General features: G+C 71.5%; 16 protein-coding genes and 1 other RNA gene. 7 read left to right on the top strand and 10 right to left on the bottom strand.

The genetic code is table 11. The annotated features are described in order from the left end of the window. Positions 1 to 521: 521 nt before the first annotated feature. Positions 522 to 908, bottom strand: coding sequence for a winged helix-turn-helix transcriptional regulator (locus OG202_RS14905; protein ID WP_326583215.1), 387 nt, complete (start codon positions 906 to 908; stop codon positions 522 to 524). 283 nt (positions 909 to 1,191) lie between these two features. On the opposite strand from OG202_RS14905, the gene OG202_RS14910 reads away from it, so the two are divergent. Further along, positions 1,192 to 2,097, top strand: coding sequence for an NADP-dependent oxidoreductase (locus tag OG202_RS14910; protein WP_328222878.1), 906 nt, complete (start codon positions 1,192 to 1,194; stop codon positions 2,095 to 2,097). 439 nt (positions 2,098 to 2,536) lie between these two features. Here the strand turns inward: OG202_RS14910 and rnpB are convergent. The 4 genes from rnpB to OG202_RS14930 all read right to left on the bottom strand — a co-directional run bounded on the left by rnpB (position 2,537) and on the right by OG202_RS14930 (position 5,522). Beyond that, positions 2,537 to 2,951, bottom strand: an RNA gene (gene rnpB / locus OG202_RS14915) — RNase P RNA component class A. Positions 2,952 to 2,980: 29 nt separating this feature from the next. After that, a complete protein-coding gene (locus tag OG202_RS14920) occupies positions 2,981 to 3,997 on the bottom strand; it encodes a DMT family transporter (protein WP_328222879.1) in 1,017 nt (338 codons plus the stop codon). A 71-nt stretch (positions 3,998 to 4,068) separates the two neighbouring features. Next, a complete protein-coding gene (locus OG202_RS14925; RefSeq protein WP_328222880.1) occupies positions 4,069 to 4,884 on the bottom strand; it encodes a helix-turn-helix domain-containing protein in 816 nt (271 codons plus the stop codon). A gap of 59 nt (positions 4,885 to 4,943) precedes the next feature. Further along, positions 4,944 to 5,522: a Uma2 family endonuclease gene (locus OG202_RS14930; RefSeq protein ID WP_327730004.1), complete on the bottom strand. Its 579-nt coding sequence runs from the start codon at positions 5,520 to 5,522 to the stop codon at positions 4,944 to 4,946. A gap of 166 nt (positions 5,523 to 5,688) precedes the next feature. Here OG202_RS14930 and OG202_RS14935 point away from each other — a divergent pair, with 166 nt between their 5' ends. Both OG202_RS14935 and OG202_RS14940 read left to right on the top strand, forming a co-directional pair. Then, positions 5,689 to 6,510 (top strand): MerR family transcriptional regulator, encoded by an 822-nt coding sequence (locus OG202_RS14935; RefSeq protein WP_328222882.1) that lies wholly within the window; start codon positions 5,689 to 5,691, stop codon positions 6,508 to 6,510. Then, complete coding sequence (locus OG202_RS14940) at positions 6,507 to 7,154, top strand: hypothetical protein (protein WP_327730002.1); 648 nt, start codon at positions 6,507 to 6,509, stop codon at positions 7,152 to 7,154. The genes OG202_RS14935 and OG202_RS14940 overlap by 4 nt, the downstream gene beginning before the upstream one ends. Here the strand turns inward: OG202_RS14940 and OG202_RS14945 are convergent. Next, positions 7,105 to 8,583: an RNB domain-containing ribonuclease gene (locus OG202_RS14945; protein WP_327730001.1), complete on the bottom strand. Its 1,479-nt coding sequence runs from the start codon at positions 8,581 to 8,583 to the stop codon at positions 7,105 to 7,107. The genes OG202_RS14940 and OG202_RS14945 overlap by 50 nt on opposite strands. A gap of 248 nt (positions 8,584 to 8,831) precedes the next feature. Between OG202_RS14945 and yaaA the strand changes: the two genes are divergently transcribed. Next, the gene (yaaA, locus tag OG202_RS14950; RefSeq protein ID WP_327730000.1) at positions 8,832 to 9,620 is read left to right on the top strand and encodes a peroxide stress protein YaaA; all 789 of its coding nucleotides are present in this window, start codon (positions 8,832 to 8,834) and stop codon (positions 9,618 to 9,620) included. A 176-nt stretch (positions 9,621 to 9,796) separates the two neighbouring features. Further along, positions 9,797 to 10,441 carry a bifunctional 4-hydroxy-2-oxoglutarate aldolase/2-dehydro-3-deoxy-phosphogluconate aldolase gene (gene eda, locus OG202_RS14955; RefSeq protein WP_327729999.1) on the top strand — a complete coding sequence of 215 codons (645 nt, stop codon included), beginning with the start codon at positions 9,797 to 9,799 and terminating at the stop codon, positions 10,439 to 10,441. Positions 10,442 to 10,592: 151 nt separating this feature from the next. Here the strand turns inward: eda and OG202_RS14960 are convergent, their stop codons facing one another. Genes OG202_RS14960 through OG202_RS14970 form a run of 3 tightly spaced genes read right to left on the bottom strand, consistent with a single transcriptional unit; the run spans position 10,593 to position 13,800 of the window. Further along, positions 10,593 to 12,077: a bifunctional RNase H/acid phosphatase gene (locus tag OG202_RS14960; protein ID WP_327729998.1), complete on the bottom strand. Its 1,485-nt coding sequence runs from the start codon at positions 12,075 to 12,077 to the stop codon at positions 10,593 to 10,595. Positions 12,078 to 12,136: 59 nt separating this feature from the next. Next, positions 12,137 to 12,880, bottom strand: coding sequence for a zinc ribbon domain-containing protein (locus tag OG202_RS14965; RefSeq protein ID WP_326585854.1), 744 nt, complete (start codon positions 12,878 to 12,880; stop codon positions 12,137 to 12,139). Continuing rightward, complete coding sequence (locus OG202_RS14970) at positions 12,877 to 13,800, bottom strand: Nif3-like dinuclear metal center hexameric protein (protein WP_327729997.1); 924 nt, start codon at positions 13,798 to 13,800, stop codon at positions 12,877 to 12,879. Before OG202_RS14970 ends, OG202_RS14965 begins: the two co-directional genes overlap by 4 nt. 263 nt (positions 13,801 to 14,063) lie before the next feature. On the opposite strand from OG202_RS14970, the gene OG202_RS14975 reads away from it, so the two are divergent. Both OG202_RS14975 and OG202_RS14980 read left to right on the top strand, forming a co-directional pair. Further along, the gene (locus tag OG202_RS14975; protein WP_327729996.1) at positions 14,064 to 15,518 is read left to right on the top strand and encodes a hypothetical protein; all 1,455 of its coding nucleotides are present in this window, start codon (positions 14,064 to 14,066) and stop codon (positions 15,516 to 15,518) included. A gap of 131 nt (positions 15,519 to 15,649) precedes the next feature. After that, a complete protein-coding gene (locus tag OG202_RS14980) occupies positions 15,650 to 15,814 on the top strand; it encodes a hypothetical protein (RefSeq protein WP_326583204.1) in 165 nt (54 codons plus the stop codon). Between the two features lie 254 nt (positions 15,815 to 16,068). Here OG202_RS14980 and OG202_RS14985 read toward each other — a convergent pair whose 3' ends face one another. Beyond that, complete coding sequence (locus tag OG202_RS14985) at positions 16,069 to 17,046, bottom strand: 3-oxoacyl-ACP reductase (RefSeq protein ID WP_328222885.1); 978 nt, start codon at positions 17,044 to 17,046, stop codon at positions 16,069 to 16,071. Positions 17,047 to 17,054: the final 8 nt, after the last annotated feature.

The following is a 17,054-nucleotide window of genomic DNA, read 5'->3' on the forward strand; positions in this document are numbered from 1 at the left end:
GCGTTCACCGGTGAGATCGATGCCGACGACTTCGGGTGCCGGGTCGTACCCGCTGAGTCAGGTCCAGTCGAGAATCCTCCGCACAACGCCCGTGACTGCCCGTCTGATCCACCCGAACAGTCCTGCCGCCACGGTCACATCGACTCCTGCCACGGCCGCGTCCGCCCGGGCCGACCCGGCGCGACACCCGGGACAGGAACGAGGCCAACGGCGCTTTCGCACGCCGCACTTCCTGCATATCGCCATGCTCCGATCCTCCTTGATCCTCCTTGATCCTCCTCCATCCTCCTCGATCTTCGCCGTTCTGATCATCTGTCAGCCAGGTGGCTCGCGCGGGTGCCCTATGGCAATCAGACCGGCCTGGGGGCAGACAACAAGGGAGCATCGGTGGTGCTTATGTCGCCTGCGAAGAGGGACCCGCCGATGCTTCCGGAGGCGGCCGCACCGGCCCTGTAGTCCCAGCTCGGTAGAACTCAGAGGTGTGGCTCATCCGGTGCGACACGCGCCGACGCAGTGTCGAGTCAGCCAATGGAGGAGAAGCCGCCCGAGCCGCCCTCGCGTGCGTCGAGCAACTCGTCCCAGTGCTCGGTCGCCCATCGGCACGCGGCGGCCAGCGGCTCCAGCGTGCTGCGGCCCAGCGGTGTCAGCGCGTACTCCACCCGCAGTTTCGGGTCGGCGTGCACCGTGCGTGACACGAACCCGTTCCGCTCCAAGCCGCGGAGCGACTGGGTGAGCGCCTTCGGGGTGACGCGGCCCAGTGGCACGCGGAGTTCGGAGTATCTGCGCGGGCCGTCTTCCAGGCAGCGGAGGACCAGGGGTGCCCATTTGTCACCGAAGCGGAAAGGCAGCAGCGAGGACGGGCACAGCTCGTCGAACAAGTCGGGTGGCAGCGGTGGCCGTTGGGTCATGAGGGGCTCCCGTCTCCGGTCTTGGTATCCATCTGGTGACCGACCTTCTGGATATCTTCCGGAGCATCGACTCGACGGGCGGTATTCCGACGTTGGGCAGGATCGTGGTTTTCGGGGCGGGTGGCTGCCCGCCTGCTCGGCAACCTCACCGATCCGTATCCGTGCTCCTCTGGCCGGAAGGCTGCCGGCTTGCCGATTTACGCCTCACGTCGACGTCAGGTTGAGAGTAACGGGCGTCGATTGAACACCATCATTTCGACCTATAAAGGTAAGGCAGGACATTATGCGTGCAGCCCGCTTCCATGAATACGGCGCAGCGGAGAGCCTGGTGATCGAGCAGGCCCCCGCCCCTCGCCCGGGACTTGGTGAGATCCGTGTCCGCGTCGCGGCGGCCAGTGTCAATCCCATCGACTGGAAGCTGCGCGCCGGCGCCCTGCACCAGCTGATTCCCCTGGAGCTGCCCGCCATTCCCGGGCGCGACGCCGTCGGCGTGGTCGACGAAATCGGTGACGGAGTGCAGGGGGTGAGCATCGGCGACCGCGTTTTCGGGCTGGGCGGTGTCACCGGCGCAACCGCAGAGCTGGTCATCCTCTCGGCCTGGGCCCAAGCCCCCGACACGTGGAACGATGAGCAGGCCGCGGGCGCCGGTCTTGCGTCTGTGACCGCGATGCGTGGCCTGAACGCGCTCGGCTCCCTCGCGGGGCGCACCCTTCTCGTCGAGGGAGCCGCCGGAGGCGTGGGCAGCGCGGCAGTCGAGATCGCGGTGGCACAAGGTGCCACCGTGATCGGGACAGCCAGCGAACGCAACCACGAGTTCCTCACCTCTCTCGGCGCCGTTCCCACCACCTACGGCCCCGGCCTCGCGCAGCGCCTCTCCGCCCTCACTCCGCACGGCGTCGACATCGCGCTCGACACCGCGGCCTCCGGGTCCCTGGACGACCTCGTCGCGATCACGGGCGACCCAACGCGCGTCGCGACGGTCGCCGACCACGCGGGCGGGCAGCGCCTGGGCACGCGCGTGGTCAACGCGGAGAACGACTCCAACCTCCTGTCCGCAGCCGCAGAACTGGGCCGGCAGGGCCGCTACACACCCCGTATCGAACAGACCTACCCCCTGGAGCGGATCGCCGACGCCCACGCGCACGCCGAGCGCGGACGCACACGCGGAAAGATCGCGATCTGCATCTGAAGCGGGGGCATGACACAGATACGCCAGCCCGCCAAGCGATGATCTTGGTGGGCTGGCACTGACCGTTCAGCGCCGGACGGTGTACGGGCACCTCGGCAAGGCCAAGACCGTGCCTCGCCGGCCGAAGAAGGCCGCAGCCGCGAAGCCCTGAAAGCTACCAGCGAATTACTTGCTCCCTGATGTCCGAGCTAGGACTACAGGCCGTACCCGCATCTCCGACCGCTGACCGCAGCCCACTGATCAGGACGAGTGCCCGCATGATCAGGACGAATGCCCGCAGTGGCCGCGTGGGTGGCTACTTTCGTGGATACCTTCGTGGCTACGTTCACAGCCGCGTGTACCGGTTTGAACCGGTACGGACCGGGGCCTGATGAAGCCCTTCGACTTACGGAAAAGAGCCCCTGACCAGCAACTTCCCTGGTCATAGGGCCCCTGGCGGCAGACGAGTCGGGCTGTACGCCGGGTTCTGTCGCCCGGCTGCCTCGCGGCGGCCGGGGAGACGGCCATCCATCTAGGGCCGGCGTTGCCGCCGGCCTCGTGCGGTCTACCCGCGGACTCGGGCGGGCAGCCCTCGAACGTCCGCGCAGAAGCCCTTTCCTATCCTTGGAAAGGACTCCCTCTTGACCTTGCTCCGGGTGGGGTTTACCTAGCTGCCCAGGTCGCCCTGGGCACTGGTGGTCTCTTACACCACCGTTTCACCCTTACCCAGCGCCTGAGCGCTGGGCGGTTTGTTTTCTGTGGCACTGTCCCGCGGGTCACCCCGGGTGGCCGTTAGCCATCACCCTGCCCTGTGGAGCCCGGACGTTCCTCGGGAAGGTCCACAAGGATCTTCACGCGGCCGTCCGCCCGGCTCGTCTGCCGTGTCGACCATGGTACCGGGCGCTCACCGCTCCTCCGAGCCGTCCTCGGGGACGGCCCCGGAGCCGTCCCCGGGGCAGTCCTTGTCGACGTCCCCGAGGGCAGCCCTTGTCGCCGCCCTCCCCGCCCTCGCCACCTTCGGCGCACTCGATGCCGTCGACGCCGTCGCCACCTTCGGCGCACTCGATGCCGTCGACGCCGTCGCCAGGAACGAGCCCGCCAGGATCAGGGCGAAGGAGGCCAGGATTCCGGGGGTGAGGTGCTCGTCCAGGAAGAGCGCGCCTGCCGCTACCGCCACCGCCGGGTTGACGTACGTGAAGACCGTGGCACGCGTCGGGCCGACCTCTCGGATCAGTTCCAGGAAGGCCACGAAGGCCAGGGCCGTGCAGATCACGCCCAGGGCCGCCAGCGCCATCAGGGCGGGGGGCGAGGGAAGGGTGGGTGGGCGGGTCAGGGCTGCCGCGGGGGCGTAGACGAGGGCCGCGAGGAGTAGGACCGGGGCTATCAGCTGGAGGGTGGGGACCTGCTTGAGGTGGCGGGCCATGATCAGGGGGGCCGTGGCGTAGCCGATCACCGTGATCAGGACCTCGGTGAGGGAGAGGACGTTGCCGCCGGTGAGGTGCGGGATGGTGAGGACCGCTACGCCTGCGAGGCCCAAGGCCAGGCCGGTCATGCGGCGGGCTCCCAGGTGTTCCGTGTCGCCGAAGAAGCGGGCCAGGAGCACGCTCACGATGGGGACGCCCGCGATGAGGAGGCCGGCCGTGGAGCTGGAGAGGTGGCGTTCGGCGTCGGTCAGCGTCCACCAGGGGCCGATGACCTCGATCACGGCGAAGGCGAGCATGGGGCGCCAGTGCTGCCGGACCACGCGGGTCAGTCCTCCCCGGCGGATCGCGAAGGGGAGCAGGAGGGCCGCGCCCAGGGCACAGCGTACGAAGACGACCATGGACGGGGAGACCTCGTCCACCGCCACCTTGATCATCAGGTAGGGGATGCCCCAGAGGACTCCCATCAGGGAGAAGAGGAACCAGCCGCGTGCAGTCATGGGGTGAGTTTCGAGGCATGGGGCGCCATCCGTCTTGAACGCTGTTGCGCGCCCGCTGCCCCCCGGTGTCTCTACGGCCGCACGCTCGTCCGATACGCCGTCGGCGTCACCCCCAGCACCCGTCTGAACCAGCGCGTCATGTGGGCCTGGTCCGCGAACCCCACCTGCCCGGCGACCTCCGCCGGGCGAGCGCCGGCCTCCAGCAGCCCCCGGGCTCGGCTCACCCTGTGCTGGGCCAGCCAGGCGTAAGGGGGCATGCCCATGGTCGTGCGGAAGGCTCGGAGGAGTTGGTAGCGGGAGAGGCCCAGGTCGGTGGCGAGGTCGGCGAGGGAGGGTGGGGCGAGGAGTTCGTCGGCCAGGCGGTCGCGTACGGCGAGGGCGATCGTGTCGGCGCCGGGGATCGCGTCGGGGGCTGCGCGGGACGTCGAGTGGCGGCGGGCCAGGGCCGTGAGCAGCCAGGGGAGGCGGGACTCTGCTTCCAGGGGGTCGGGGCAGGTGCTCAGCTCGGTGTGCGCGATGCGCAGGGCGGCGGCGAGTTCGGGGTCGTGCAGGAGGGGCTCGCGGAAGTGCGGGGTGCCGCCGAGGATGCCGTCGGTGAGGAGGGCGGGGGCCGGGTAGAGGGCGCGGTAGGCGTACGTGCCGAAAGCCGATTCGCCGGTGTGGACCTCGCCAGGGGCCAGGACGACGATCGAGCCCTCCCCCACCGTGAGGGCGCCGCCCCGGTAGTCGATGCACGAGGCGCCCTGGACGCAGATCCCGATGCTGAATTCCTCGTGGGTGTGCGGGGCGTAGCGGTGGTGGTCGAAGCGGGCGGTGAGGAGGTCGAGGGAGCGGTCGGGGCGGCCGAGGGTGGCACGGGTCCACCGGGTCTCGCCGCGTGGGTTCACCTCTGCCTCGCCCCCTTCGCCGGTCCCCCAGGCTACCCCCGGCGGGGTCGGTGTCGGCGTCAGAGGAAGTCCGAGGTCTCCAGGTCGAAGGCGAAGGGCTCGGGGAGGGCGAGCGGCTTGCCGAAGGGGACGGTGCAGCGCTGGCGGTAGTCCTCCTCTCGGGGATCGCTGAGGAGTGTCACCTCTGACGTGTCACGGTCGATGAGCAGATAGAACGGGATGCCCCCGCGGGCGTAACAGCGGCGCTTGACCTCGCGGTCGGCTTTGGGCCTGGTGGAGGTCACCTCCAGCACCATGGCGACGCCCCGGCAGGGCATCCAGGGGTCGGCGCCCCTGTAGAGGCGCAATACCTGGGGTGCAAACGTACCGTCAGGAATCACGTGTTCCTTCGGACAGCCCTCCGCCTTTCCCAGCTTCAGCCCCTTGTTCCCGCTGAAATCCATATCGGTCCGGGAACGCCTGATCACCTGTCTCATGATCAGATTGATGTAGTCCTCGTGGTCCCCGTCCGGCGGCGGCGTCACAACGATCTCCCCCTCGATCAGCTCCGCCCGGAATCCCTCCGGGGTGTCCAGGGCGAGAAAGCCCTCCAGCAGGACGTCTTCCTGCGAGAGCGGCTCATGGGCCATGGCAGTCATGTCACGCCCCTCCTTGTTCGGTCGCTCGCCAGACTGGGACATCGGCTGATCACCTGGCCGTGAGATCGGGAACCGTTCCCTCGATCGTGGCACATGATCCCGGTCACCGTCAGTCGCCGTGCCCGCCGCTTGACCCTGCCGCAGCGTCAACGTTTCTACTGGTCGCATGCGGATCGGAGAACTGGCCGCGGCCGTCGGTGTCACGCCGCGGGCCGTGCGGCACTACCACCACCTCGGGCTGTTGCCGGAGCCGGAGCGGCGGCCCAACGGGTATCGGGACTACACGTTGCGGCACGCGGTTGTGCTGGCGCGGATCCGGCGGCTGACGGAGCTGGGGCTCGGGCTCGCCGAGGTACGGGACGTGCTCGCGGACGACGCCGGGCGTGAACTCGTCGAGGTGTTCGGGGAGTTGGACGAGGATCTGGCGCGGCAGGAGAGCGCGATCCGGGAGCGGCGGGACCGGTTGCGTGTCCTGATGGAGGACGCGAGGGCGGGGCGGCTGCCGGCCGAGGGGCCGGTGTCGTCCGAACTCGTCGCGCTCTTCGGGAGGTTCGGGCCCGTCCCAGAGTCCCCGATGGCCGCCAAGGACCGGGAGATGTTCGCACTCCTGGAGACGACCGCGACACCCGAGGTACGGGCGGAGATGCTCGCCGGGTTGGAGAGCATGATGGCGGTTCCCGGTGCGGTGGAGCGGGTGCACGAGGCGTACGCGCTGCTCGACGCGCTCGCCGATGCCGAGCCGGACGACCCCCGGGTGACGAAGGCGGCCCGCGTGCTGGCCGGCCTCATCCCGCCCGACATGATCCCGCCAGACACCAACACCAACACCGACCTCGACAAGGGCGCCAACGGCACTGGCACCAGCACCGGTGCTGGCACCGGTGCCAGCACCGGCAGCTTCCTGCGCGCCTTCTACTCCGACTTCGCCCCGGCCCAGGCGGAGGCCATCCGCCGCACGCTCCGGATACTGAGGGAGGACCGCCCATGAGCCGGGTGGGGAGCATCCATCGAATCGCCCGCGCCCTCGTACGTCATGAACTCCTGCTGCTGGCCGGCCTGTTGCGCTGGGTGGCGCGGCGGCCGCACGGGGTCGGGGGAGGCGGGCGAGCCTTCGGGTACGCGCGGGGGCAGGGGGCCATGATGTTCGGGTTCGGGTTCGTGTGTGTCGTCGAGACCGTGACCCTGTCCGTCCTGCTGCGCGACTTTCCGCTCGCGCACGGGGTCTTCCTCGTCCTCGACCTCTACACGATCCTCGTCGTCGCCGGGCTCCACGCGGCCTCCGTGACCCGCCCCCACGTCCTCACCGGCACGACGCTGCGGCTGCGCCGCTTCGCCACTGTGGATCTGTGTGTGCCGCTCACCGCCGTCACGTCGGTCCGCCGTGAGCTGCGTACGACGCACGAGAAGCGGGACGGCGAGCTCAACATGGCGGTCGGTTCACAGACCACCGTCACCGTCGAACTGGCGGCACCCATCGGGTACTTGACCTTCTTCGGCCGTCGTAGGGAGGTATGCCTGGTGCGCTTCCACGCCGACGATTCCACTCAACTCGTGGGGATCGTGCGGGAGTTCATCGGAGCGGTCACGCCGGAGCGAACCGCACCTTCTTCACTCCCGGCTCGGCCTGCGTGAGCCGTACCCGTAGCCCCTCCCCCAGAGGCAGCGGGCCGCCAGGCGCCCCCACCAGGCGGCCGATGACTGCCGGGGACGCCAACTGCACGGTTCCGACGGACAGTTGGTCCTCCTCCACGTCCACCACGCACCCCTCGAAGATTTCCCCCACCCGGTCCTTGAGCAGCGCGGCCTCGACGATGTCCACGCATTCGCGCTCCACGCGTCCGGCCAGCCGGGTGCCCTCGGTCATCTCGTCGGGGAGGGTGTCGAAGGCCGCCAGGACCCAGTCGGGGGCCGGGGTGCCGGCTGCCGCCGCGAGGCAGATCTCCGAGGCGTAGCGGTCCACGAGGCGGCGTAGGGGGGCCGTGCAGTGGGCGTAGGGGGCGGCTACGGCGGAGTGGGTGGTGATGTCGGGGAGGTCGCCGTCGCGGAACGGGGTGTAGTGCGCGCCGCGCAGGAGGGTTGTGCACTCCAGGAGGAAGGCGGCGTGGCGGGGGTCGTGCGGGTCGAGGGAGCGGACGAGTTGCGCGTACGAGACGTGGTGCGGCCAGTCGATGCGCAGGGCTTTGGCGGTACGGCGGAGACGGCCGACGGCGCCGTCCGGGGCGGCTGGGAGGGTGCGTAGTACGCCTGTGCCATGGGCCAGCATCAGTTCGGCCGCGGCCATGCCCGTGAGGAGGGAGATCTGGGCGTTCCAGCCGTCGGCGGGAAGGGGCGCCCGGTAGGCCAACTGGTAGCTCTCGCCGCCATCGCCCGGGGCGCCGTGCTCGATGATCTCCTGCTCGGGGATGTTGAGGGAGATGCCTCCGCGTTCGACTTCGAGGCGCTCGCGCAGTCGGCCGATCTCCTTCAGCAGGGCGACCGGCTCCTCGGCGGTGCCCGCGTCGATCTCCTTCTGTACGCCGGCGTAGTTCAGCTTGGCGCTGCTGCGTACGAGGGCCCGGCGGACGTCGACGGTCTCGGTGCGGCCGTCCGCGTCGAGGTCCAGCGTCCACAGGACCGCCGGGCAGGTGTGGTCCGGGAGGAGGCTGGCGGCGCCCTCGGAGAGGCAGGCGGGGTGCAGGGGGACCTTGTCGTCGGGGAGGTAGAGGGTCGTCACCCGGCGGTGGGCCTCGGCGTCGACCGCGCCGCCGGGGGTGACGAAGGCGGCGACGTCGGCGATGGCGTACCGGACGCGGTAGCCGCCGGCGCCCGGGCCCGTGGCCGGCCGTCGCGACAGGTGCATCGCCTGGTCGAGGTCGATGGAGGTGGGCGGATCGATGGTGAAGAGGGGGATGTCCGTGGCGTCGTACGACGGGAGACGCGGGTGCTTCGCGGCGTGCTCCGCCTCGACGAGGACCTGGAGTGGGAAGGCGTCGGGCACACCGAGTTCCGCGCGCAGCGCGCGCAGGGCCGCACGCAGGGGGGCCTCGGCGGCGCCCTTGACGTGGAGATGGCGGCGGGGCATGGGTCGAGCGTAGGACGGGGTGGGCGGGACGGCACCCCGGCGGTTCCTCCGGACGGGGGAGGGAACGGCTGCGTCTGCCTCGGCGCCCACCTGGGCATCGGCGTCCACCGAGAGTCCGCCTCCTCACACCGCCCAGGCCGCCCTGGCATGCCCCCTCCCCCACGCCTCCCCACCACCCTGGCAGGCCCCCTCTCCCCACCCCGTACGCTGTCGTGGAGCCCCGAGAACCCCGAGAACAAGGAGCGAACGTGCTCGTCCTGCTGCCGCCGTCCGAAGGCAAGGCCCCCTCCGCGGGTGGGGCCCCGTTGAAGCTGGAGGGGCTGTCGCTGCCGGCGCTCACCGGGGCACGGGAGGCGGTGATCGCCGAGCTGGTGGAGTTGTGCACCGGGGACGAGGACAAGGCGCGTGAGGTGCTCGGCCTGAGTGAGGGGCTGCGCGGGGAGGTCGCCAAGAACGCGGAGTTGCTGACGGCGGGGGCGCGGCCGGCCGGGCAGGTCTACACGGGCGTGCTGTACGACTCCCTCGGCCTGGCCGGCCTGGAGACCGCCGCGAAGCAGCGGGCGGCGCGTTCGCTGCTGGTCTTCTCGGGGCTGTGGGGCGCGGTCCGCGTGACGGACCGCATCCCCTCCTACCGTTGCTCGATGGGCGTCAAGCTGCCCGGCATCGGAGCGCTCGGCGCCCACTGGCGTACGCCGATGGCGTCGGCCCTCCCCGAGGCCGCCGGCGACGGACTCGTGCTCGACCTGCGCTCCTCGGCGTACGCGGCCGCGTGGAAGCCTAAGGGTGAGGTGGCCGGGCGGACCGCGACCGTACGGGTGCTGCACGCGCCCACCCGAAAGGTCGTCAGCCACTTCAACAAGGCGACCAAGGGCCGGATCGTACGGAGTCTGCTGTCGGCCGGGATCGCACCCAAGGGCCCGGCGGAGCTGGTGGAGGCGCTGCGGGACCTCGGGTACGTGGTGGAGGTGGAGCCTCCCGCCGGGGCGGGGACCGGGAAGGCGTGGACGCTGGACGTGCTGGTGGCCGAGGTCCACTGACCCTCGCCCCCTCGCCCCCTCTCTCCTCGCCCCCTCTCTCCTCGCCCCCTCTCTCCTCGCCCACTCTCTCCTCGCCCACTCGCTCCTCCCCTCCCCTCCCCTCCCCTCCCCTCACAAGCGTTGCAGAATGCGCAACGCTCGTTGTACATGCTGTACCCCCGAGGCAGGATGGCGGCATGCCCTCGTCGCTGCCCCCGTCCTCGCGCGCGTCCGTCCTCGACCTGGTGCCCGTGCTGCCGGTGGTCGTCGTCGACGACCCCGTCGACGCGGTGCCGCTCGCGCGGGCGCTGGTCGCGGGCGGGCTGCCGGCGATCGAGGTGACGCTGCGGACGCCGGGAGCGCTGGACGCCGTACGGGCGATCACGGCGGAGGTTCCGGCGGCGGTGGTCGGGGTGGGGACGGTCATCACGCCCGCTCAGGTGACGGAGTCCGTCGCGGCGGGCGGGCGCTTCCTGGTCAGTCCGGGCTGGACGGACGTACTGCTGGAGGCGATGCGGGCGGCCGGGGTGCCGTTCCTGCCGGGGGTGTCGACCACGTCGGAGGTCGTGGCGCTGTTGGAGCGCGGGGTGCGGGAGATGAAGTTCTTCCCGGCGGAGGCGGCGGGCGGTACGGCGTATCTGAAGTCGCTCGCCGGGCCTCTCCCACAGGCACGGTTCTGCCCCACCGGCGGGATCGGGCCGGCCAACGCGCCGGACTATCTGGCCCTTCCCAACGTCGGCTGCGTGGGCGGTACTTGGATGCTGCCGACCGATGCCGTGGCCGCGCGGGACTGGACGCGGATCGAGGCGCTGGCACGGGAGGCGGCGGTGCTCAAGCCCTGAGACAGCGGCGTTCAAGCCCGAAACGAAGGCACCCAGCCCCCAGGACAGCGGCGGCGTTCAAGCCCGATGCGACGGCACCCAGGCCCCTAGGGCAGCGGCGACGCGCAAGCCCGATGCCCGACGCCACGGGCCGTCGGCCTCCACGCCCCGTTCAGCGCAGGTGTGACGTGTCGTTGAGGAGGCGGAGGGTCGAGTTGCCGTCCGCGTAGTACGCCAGGGCCGACAGGGAGGCCGCCGAGAGTTCCATGCGGAACAGGGACTCCGGGGGTGCGCCGAGGGCCAGGCGTACGAGGGTCTTGATCGGAGTGACGTGGGTGACGAGCAGGACGGTACGGCCTCGGTGCGCCGCGACCAGTTCGTCCCGGGTGGCGGCGACGCGGCGGGCCACGGCCTCGAAGCTCTCGCCGCCGCCGGTGGGTTCGGCGTCCGGGGAGGCCAGCCAGGCGTTCATGTCGTCCGGGTACCGTTCCCGCACCTCGCCGAAGCTCAGTCCCTCCCACGCGCCGAAGTCCGTCTCGCGCAGCCCGTCCTCGACGGTCACCGCGAGTCCCAGCCGGGCCGCGACGATCCCCGCCGTCTCACGGCATCGGGCCAACGGCGAGGACACGACGTCCTGGATCGTCCCCCGAGCCGCCAGCGCGGCCGCGACCCGCTCCGCCTGATACCGGCCGACATCGGAGAGGGACGGGTCTGAACCCCCGCTCCCCGAGAACCGTTTCTGGGGCGTGAGGGGGGTCTCGCCGTGCCGCAGCAGCACGAAGGTGGCGGGGGTGCCGAGATCGGGTGCCGCCGAGGCGACGTTCTCGGCGGCACGAAGGTCGGCGGCGGCTTTGACCTGGGTTTCGGTGGTGCGGTCGCGACCGCCAGGGGTCGGGGCGCGCCCGGTCGTGGAAAGGGCGGAGGCCGAGGCGGTGTCAGCCGAAGAGGCCGGGCGAGGAGAAGAGGCCGGGCGAGGAGAAGAGGCGCGGGCAGAGGGTGCGGCCGAGGCATCGGCACCGCTCACCGAGTCCGACGGACTCGCTCCGGCACTGTCGCCGGACCGGCCCCGAGGCTCCGCCAAGGCGTTCCCCGTCTCGCCCCGGGCCCCGGCCAAGGCCGCCCTGGCCTTCGCCGCGCCCGCCGTCGCGTCACCCGGCGGCCCCGACGGTTCGGGTGCGGCGGCGGCGGCCGCTCTCGCCGCCCGCGCGTCCAGGTCCGCCATGGACGCGGCGGCCGACCACTGTTCGCCGCGCTTCCCCGCGTCCATCGCCTCGTTGGCGAGCCGGTCCGCGTGCTTGTTCTGTTCTCGCGGCATCCACTCGTACGTCACGCGACCGGGCGGGAAGACGCGCGCGGCCTCGGCGGCGAGGGGCTTCATGTCGGGGTGTTTGATCTTCCAGCGGCCCGACATCTGTTCGACGACGAGCTTGGAGTCCATGCGGACCCGGACGGAGGCCGCCGGGTCCAGCTCGTACGCCGACTTCAGGCCCGCGATGAGGCCCCGGTACTCGGCGACGTTGTTCGTGGCGATCCCGATGTACTCGGCCGCCTCCGCCAGCGTCTCGCCCGTCACCGCGTCGAGGACGACGGAGCCGTAGCCCGCGGGCCCCGGGTTGCCCCGTGAACCGCCGTCGGCCTCGACGATGAACTCCCGCACGCCAAAAGCCCCTTACCGCCGTACCCCGCCGTCGCCCCGCCGTCGCTCCGCACCGCGCCCTACAGGCCGGACTCCGCCGTACGCACCAGGATGCGGCCGCAGTTCTCGCAGCGGACGACCGTGTCGGGCGAGGCCTTGCGGATGTCGTTGATGTCGGTGATCGACAGCTCCTGGCGGCAGCCCTGGCAGGTGCGCTGGTACAGCTTGGCCGCGCCGATGCCGCCCTGCTGGTCGCGCAGCTTGTCGTAGAGCTTGAGGAGGTCCGCGGGGACCGCCGCCGAGATGACCTCGCGCTCCTTCGTCACCCTCGCCACCTCGCCGTCGATCTCCTCGAACGCGGCGTCCCGGCGCGCGGTCGCGTCGTCGACCTTGCCCTGGACGGCACCGACCCGCTCGGTCAGCTCGGCGACCCGCTCCTGCGTGGACTCCCGGCGCTCCATGACCTCCAGGACGATGTCCTCCAGGTCGCCCTGCCGCTTGGCGAGGGAGGCGATCTCGCGCTGGAGGTTCTCCAGGTCCTTCGGCGAGGAGACGGCACCCGAGTCGAGGCGCTGCTGGTCGCGGGTGGCGCGCTGGCGCACCTGGTCCACGTCCTGCTCGGCCTTGGTCTGGTCGCGGGCGGTGTCGCTCTCCTCGGTCTGCGCGGCCACGAGCAGGTCGCGCAGCTGGGTGTGGTCCTTCGTCAGCGACTCGATCTCGGCGTGCTCGGGCAGCGACCTCCGCCTGTGCGCCAGCTGCTGCAGGCGTACGTCGAGGTCCTGGACGTCGAGGAGTCGGATCTGGTCGGCGGGCGCGGCGTTCAGTTGGGGGCTCCCAGTGGGTCAGAAGAAGAGGGGGTGCGCGAAGCGCTCGGGGGAAGGGCGGTGGTGGGCGACGGGTGAGTGGACGCCGCGTGGGCGGTCCAGGGGTCGGTGACCGTCTTGGAGACGTGGACGCGCAGGTCCCATCCCTCTCGGTCGGAGATCTCGTCGAGCTGGGCGGCGGCCAGCTCGCACCAGGGCCATTCGGTGGCCCAGTGCGCCGCGTCGAGCAGCGCGAGAGGTGTGTGGGTGCCTTCCGTCGTACGGGCGACGGCTTCGGAGGCCGGGTGGTGACGCAGGTCCGCGGTGAGGAAGGCGTCGACACCGGCCGCGCGTACGTCGTCGAAGAGGCTGTCGCCGGAGCCGCCGCTGACGGCGACCGTGCGGACGAGCGCCTCGGGGTCGCCGGCGACCCGGATGCCCTGCGCGGTGGCGGGCAGCCGCTCGGCGGCCCGCGCGGCCAGTTCACGCACGGTCAGGGGGTGGTCCAGCTCGCAGACCCGGCCGAGACCGCGCCGCCCGGTGGGATCGGCGGGGTCCGGCACGAGGGGGCGTACGACCCTGAGGTCCAGCGCGCCGGCGAGGGCGTCGCTGACCCCGGGGTCGGCGGTGTCGGCGTTGGTGTGGGCGACGTGCAGCGCGATGTCGTGCTTGATGAGGGTGTGCACGACCCGGCCCTTGAAGGTGGAGGCCGCCACCGTCGTCGTACCGCGCAGATACAGCGGATGGTGGGTGACCAGCAGGTCGGCGCCCAGTTTCACCGCTTCCTCGACGATCTCCCGCACCGGGTCGACGGCGAACAGGACCCGCGCGACCTCCTGGTCGGGGTCCCCGCACACCGTGCCGACCGCGTCCCACCCCTCGGCCCTCTCGGGCGGCCAGAGGGCGTCGAGCGCGGCGATGACTTCAGACAGACGGGGCACGGACAAAGGCTACCTGCACTACTCCTGTCCCCGACCTGCCACGGTTCACTTGACCAGCCGCCCTCCTGTCCCGCGCACCGCCCCGTGCCGTCCCGCGCGCCGTCCCGCGCACCAGGACGCCCCCTCCGGCCTCGTCCGCCAGCACAGGATCGCCGTTCCCTCAGGCGAATCGGGCGACGAGCATCCTTATGTGTGAAGGGGGTGCGGGTTGTCCCACGTCTGTGCGTGCGAAAACTACCTTCGTCGCCGGAGGTGATCGAACGATGACGGCCTGTGCATCCCCACCACCCGCGACGGGCCACGGGAACGAGACGGGACAGGGGCACGAGACGGGACTGGAGCACGAGACGGGACAGCGGGGCGAGACAGCGCATGGGGACGACGGGAGGAACCCGACCGGAGGGAAGGACACGAGGGGAGGGCATGGCGGGAACGGCGGGAAGGGCGGGAACGTAGGGTCCGCGCCGCCCGGCTGTGTGATCACCGCCGACGGGTCGTACGCGGCGCGCCTCGCGCTCGACGGCGAGTCCTGGTTCCCCGAGCGCTGGACCCTCGACGGCCCCGAGCCGTACGCCGTCCCCCTGCCCGGCAACCAACCCGAGGAGCCCGGCACCGAAGTACTCCCCATGACCGACGGCCGGGTCCTCATCCACCGGCTGGCCGCCGGCCGGCACCTGTTCTCGCTCCTCTACCCGACCGGGCCCGGCACCGGGGAGCTCCCGCTCGGCGCCGTCGAATGCGCCGATCCGGCGGCCGAGTTGCGGCTGCTGTCGCCCGCGCCGTGCGGGGAGCGGGCGTACGCCCTCGCCCTGGGCCGGAGCGCCACGACGGTCTGGCTGGTGGCGGGCGGAGCGTTCGGGCCCGAGTTGCTGGCGCAGGTGCCGGGGCGGTGCTCGGGCGGGGTCTGGCTGGACGGGACGGGTCGGATGCTCGCCCTGGACCAGGAGTCGGGCGGCCGGACGAAGTCCGTGGTGGTCGATCTGGAGCAGGGCGGCGCGGTCTCGCCGCTGCTGCAGATCGCGGACGACAGCAACGACCGGGTACTGCTCGCCGACCCCGACAGCGGACTGCTCCTGATCCGCTCGGACGCACCCTCTCCCGGTCACGACCGGCTGGGCTGGGGCGTGTTGGGCAGTACGCTCCCGGTTCGCTTCCCGGAGTGTCTGCGGGTTCCCGACGGCCACCGCATCACCCCCTTCGCCATCCAGCCGGGCCAGATCCTCACCCCCGAGAGCTGCGCGGTCGCGCTGCGCGTCGACGGGCCGCGGGGCAGCTGGGTCGGTGTCTGGCGGCCGGCCGCCCGCCGGATACTCCATCTGCCCGCTCCCGAGGGCTGGTTGGCCGGGGCCGGACTGTGGAGCCGGGAGGGCGTGCTGCAACTGCCCTACACGGCAGGGGCGGTGCGGTGCGGGGTGGCTCGGGTGGGGGTGCCCTGGGAGGCGATGGCGGAAGAATCTCAGGAGGAGTTCCGGGAGGGGGGTCGGGAGCAGGTCGGGGAGGGTGCGCGGGAGAGGGGGCCGGGCAGGGGGCCGGGCTGCGAGGAAGCCCTGCGGCAGGAGGTCGCGGACACGTCACTCCCGTCCAGGGCGCCGGGCGGGGAGCCGTCCACTGCGGAGCCGTCCGGTGCGGAGCCGTCCGCGCCTGGCGTCGCCCGGCCCGTGCCGTTGCAGCAGGCGCCGTTGGAGGGGCGAGTACCGGAGGAGGTGACCGTCGGGTGAAGGTGATGTGCGGGCTGCGGGCGAAGTGGACGCGGCGCGGGCGACACGCCCTCGGGCACCTTCGAGACGCACGCGGCCGCCCGTTAAAATTTCCCGCCGGTAAGAAGATCATTCGACGGGGAACACTTCCAATGAGCGACGTGCACACCACCCAGCCGCCCACTGCCGACCCCCACGAGGCGGTAGGCCACGGCAGGCACCGGGGCCAGATCTCGGCCCACGAAGCCGAGAAGACGACCCCTCGCGGGCGCCACCGCAAGCAGGCCGAACACACGGAGTCGACGACGTCCGCCTGACCGGCGACACGAGTCCTCTCCGGTCACCTCTGGAGAAACGTCAATTCGACGCCAGAACCGACCACCACGGCATCCGGCCCCGCCCGTCACCGACGGGCGGGGCCGTTGCGTTCCGGGGGCCGATGCTTGAGGGCCCGATCCTCACCGGGGGGCCGTTCCTTGCTAGGGGCCGTTCCGTTGCGGGGCCGTTCCGTTGCGGGACCGTTCCGTTGCGCGCGGGGCCGCGGCTCCCGCGACCCTCATGGGGTCGGCGGCTACGCCGAACCGCCCGCCGTTCCCTGCCCATGCCTGAGCCCCAGCACCTCCGCCGCCGCGAACGTCTCCCCCTCCGGCCGGTCGACGTAGTGCGGCGTGAGCAACCCGTCCAGCTCGTCGTACGTGAACACGTCCTGCTTGGTGTCGAACTTCGCCTGGACGCGCGGCCGTTCGACGATCGCGACCATGCCGCCGTGTACGACGAAGAGCTGCCCGTTCACCTGTGCGGCGGCGGGTGAGGCGAGGTAGCCGACGAGGGGGGCGACGTGCTCGGGGGCGAGTGGGTCCAGTCCGCCGCCGTCGCCCTCGGGCGCCCCCGGCAGGCCCGCGAAGACGTCCTCGGTCATCCGGGTCCGGGCGCGCGGGCAGATGACGTTCGCGGTGACGCCGTACTTGGCGAGCGCGAGGGCCGTGGAGGTCGTCAGCCCGACGATTCCGCCTTTCGCGGCGGCGTAGTTGGGCTGCCCGGCGGAACCGGCGAGGAAGGCCTCGGAGGAGGTGTTCACCACGCGTCCGTACACCGGCGCGCCGTCACCCGACTTCGCCCGCGCACGCCAGTGGGCGGAGGCGAACCGGATCGTGTTGAAGTGCCCCTTGAGGTGCACCCGGACGACCGAGTCCCACTCGTCCTCGGACATGGAGAAGACCATGCGGTCGCGCAGGATGCCCGCGTTGTTGACGAGGATGTCCAGCTTGCCGAACCGGGCGACGGCCAACGCGACCAGTTCCCGGGCCTGTTCGTGGTCGGACACGTCGCCGATGTGCGACACCGCCTGACCGCCCGCCGCGCGGATCGACGCCGCGACCTCCTCGGCGGGCCCGGTGGACACCTCACCGGAACCGTCCCGCCCCGGCCGGCCGTAGTCGTTGACGACGACGGCCGCGCCCAGGCGGGCCAGTTCCCACGCCTCGGCCCGGCCGAGCCCGCGTCCCGCGCCGGTGACGATCGCGGACAGTCCTTCGAGCGGCAATGCCATCCCCGAGC

This window comes from Streptomyces sp. NBC_00310 (genome assembly GCF_036208085.1).
Lineage (GTDB): Bacteria > Actinomycetota > Actinomycetes > Streptomycetales > Streptomycetaceae > Streptomyces.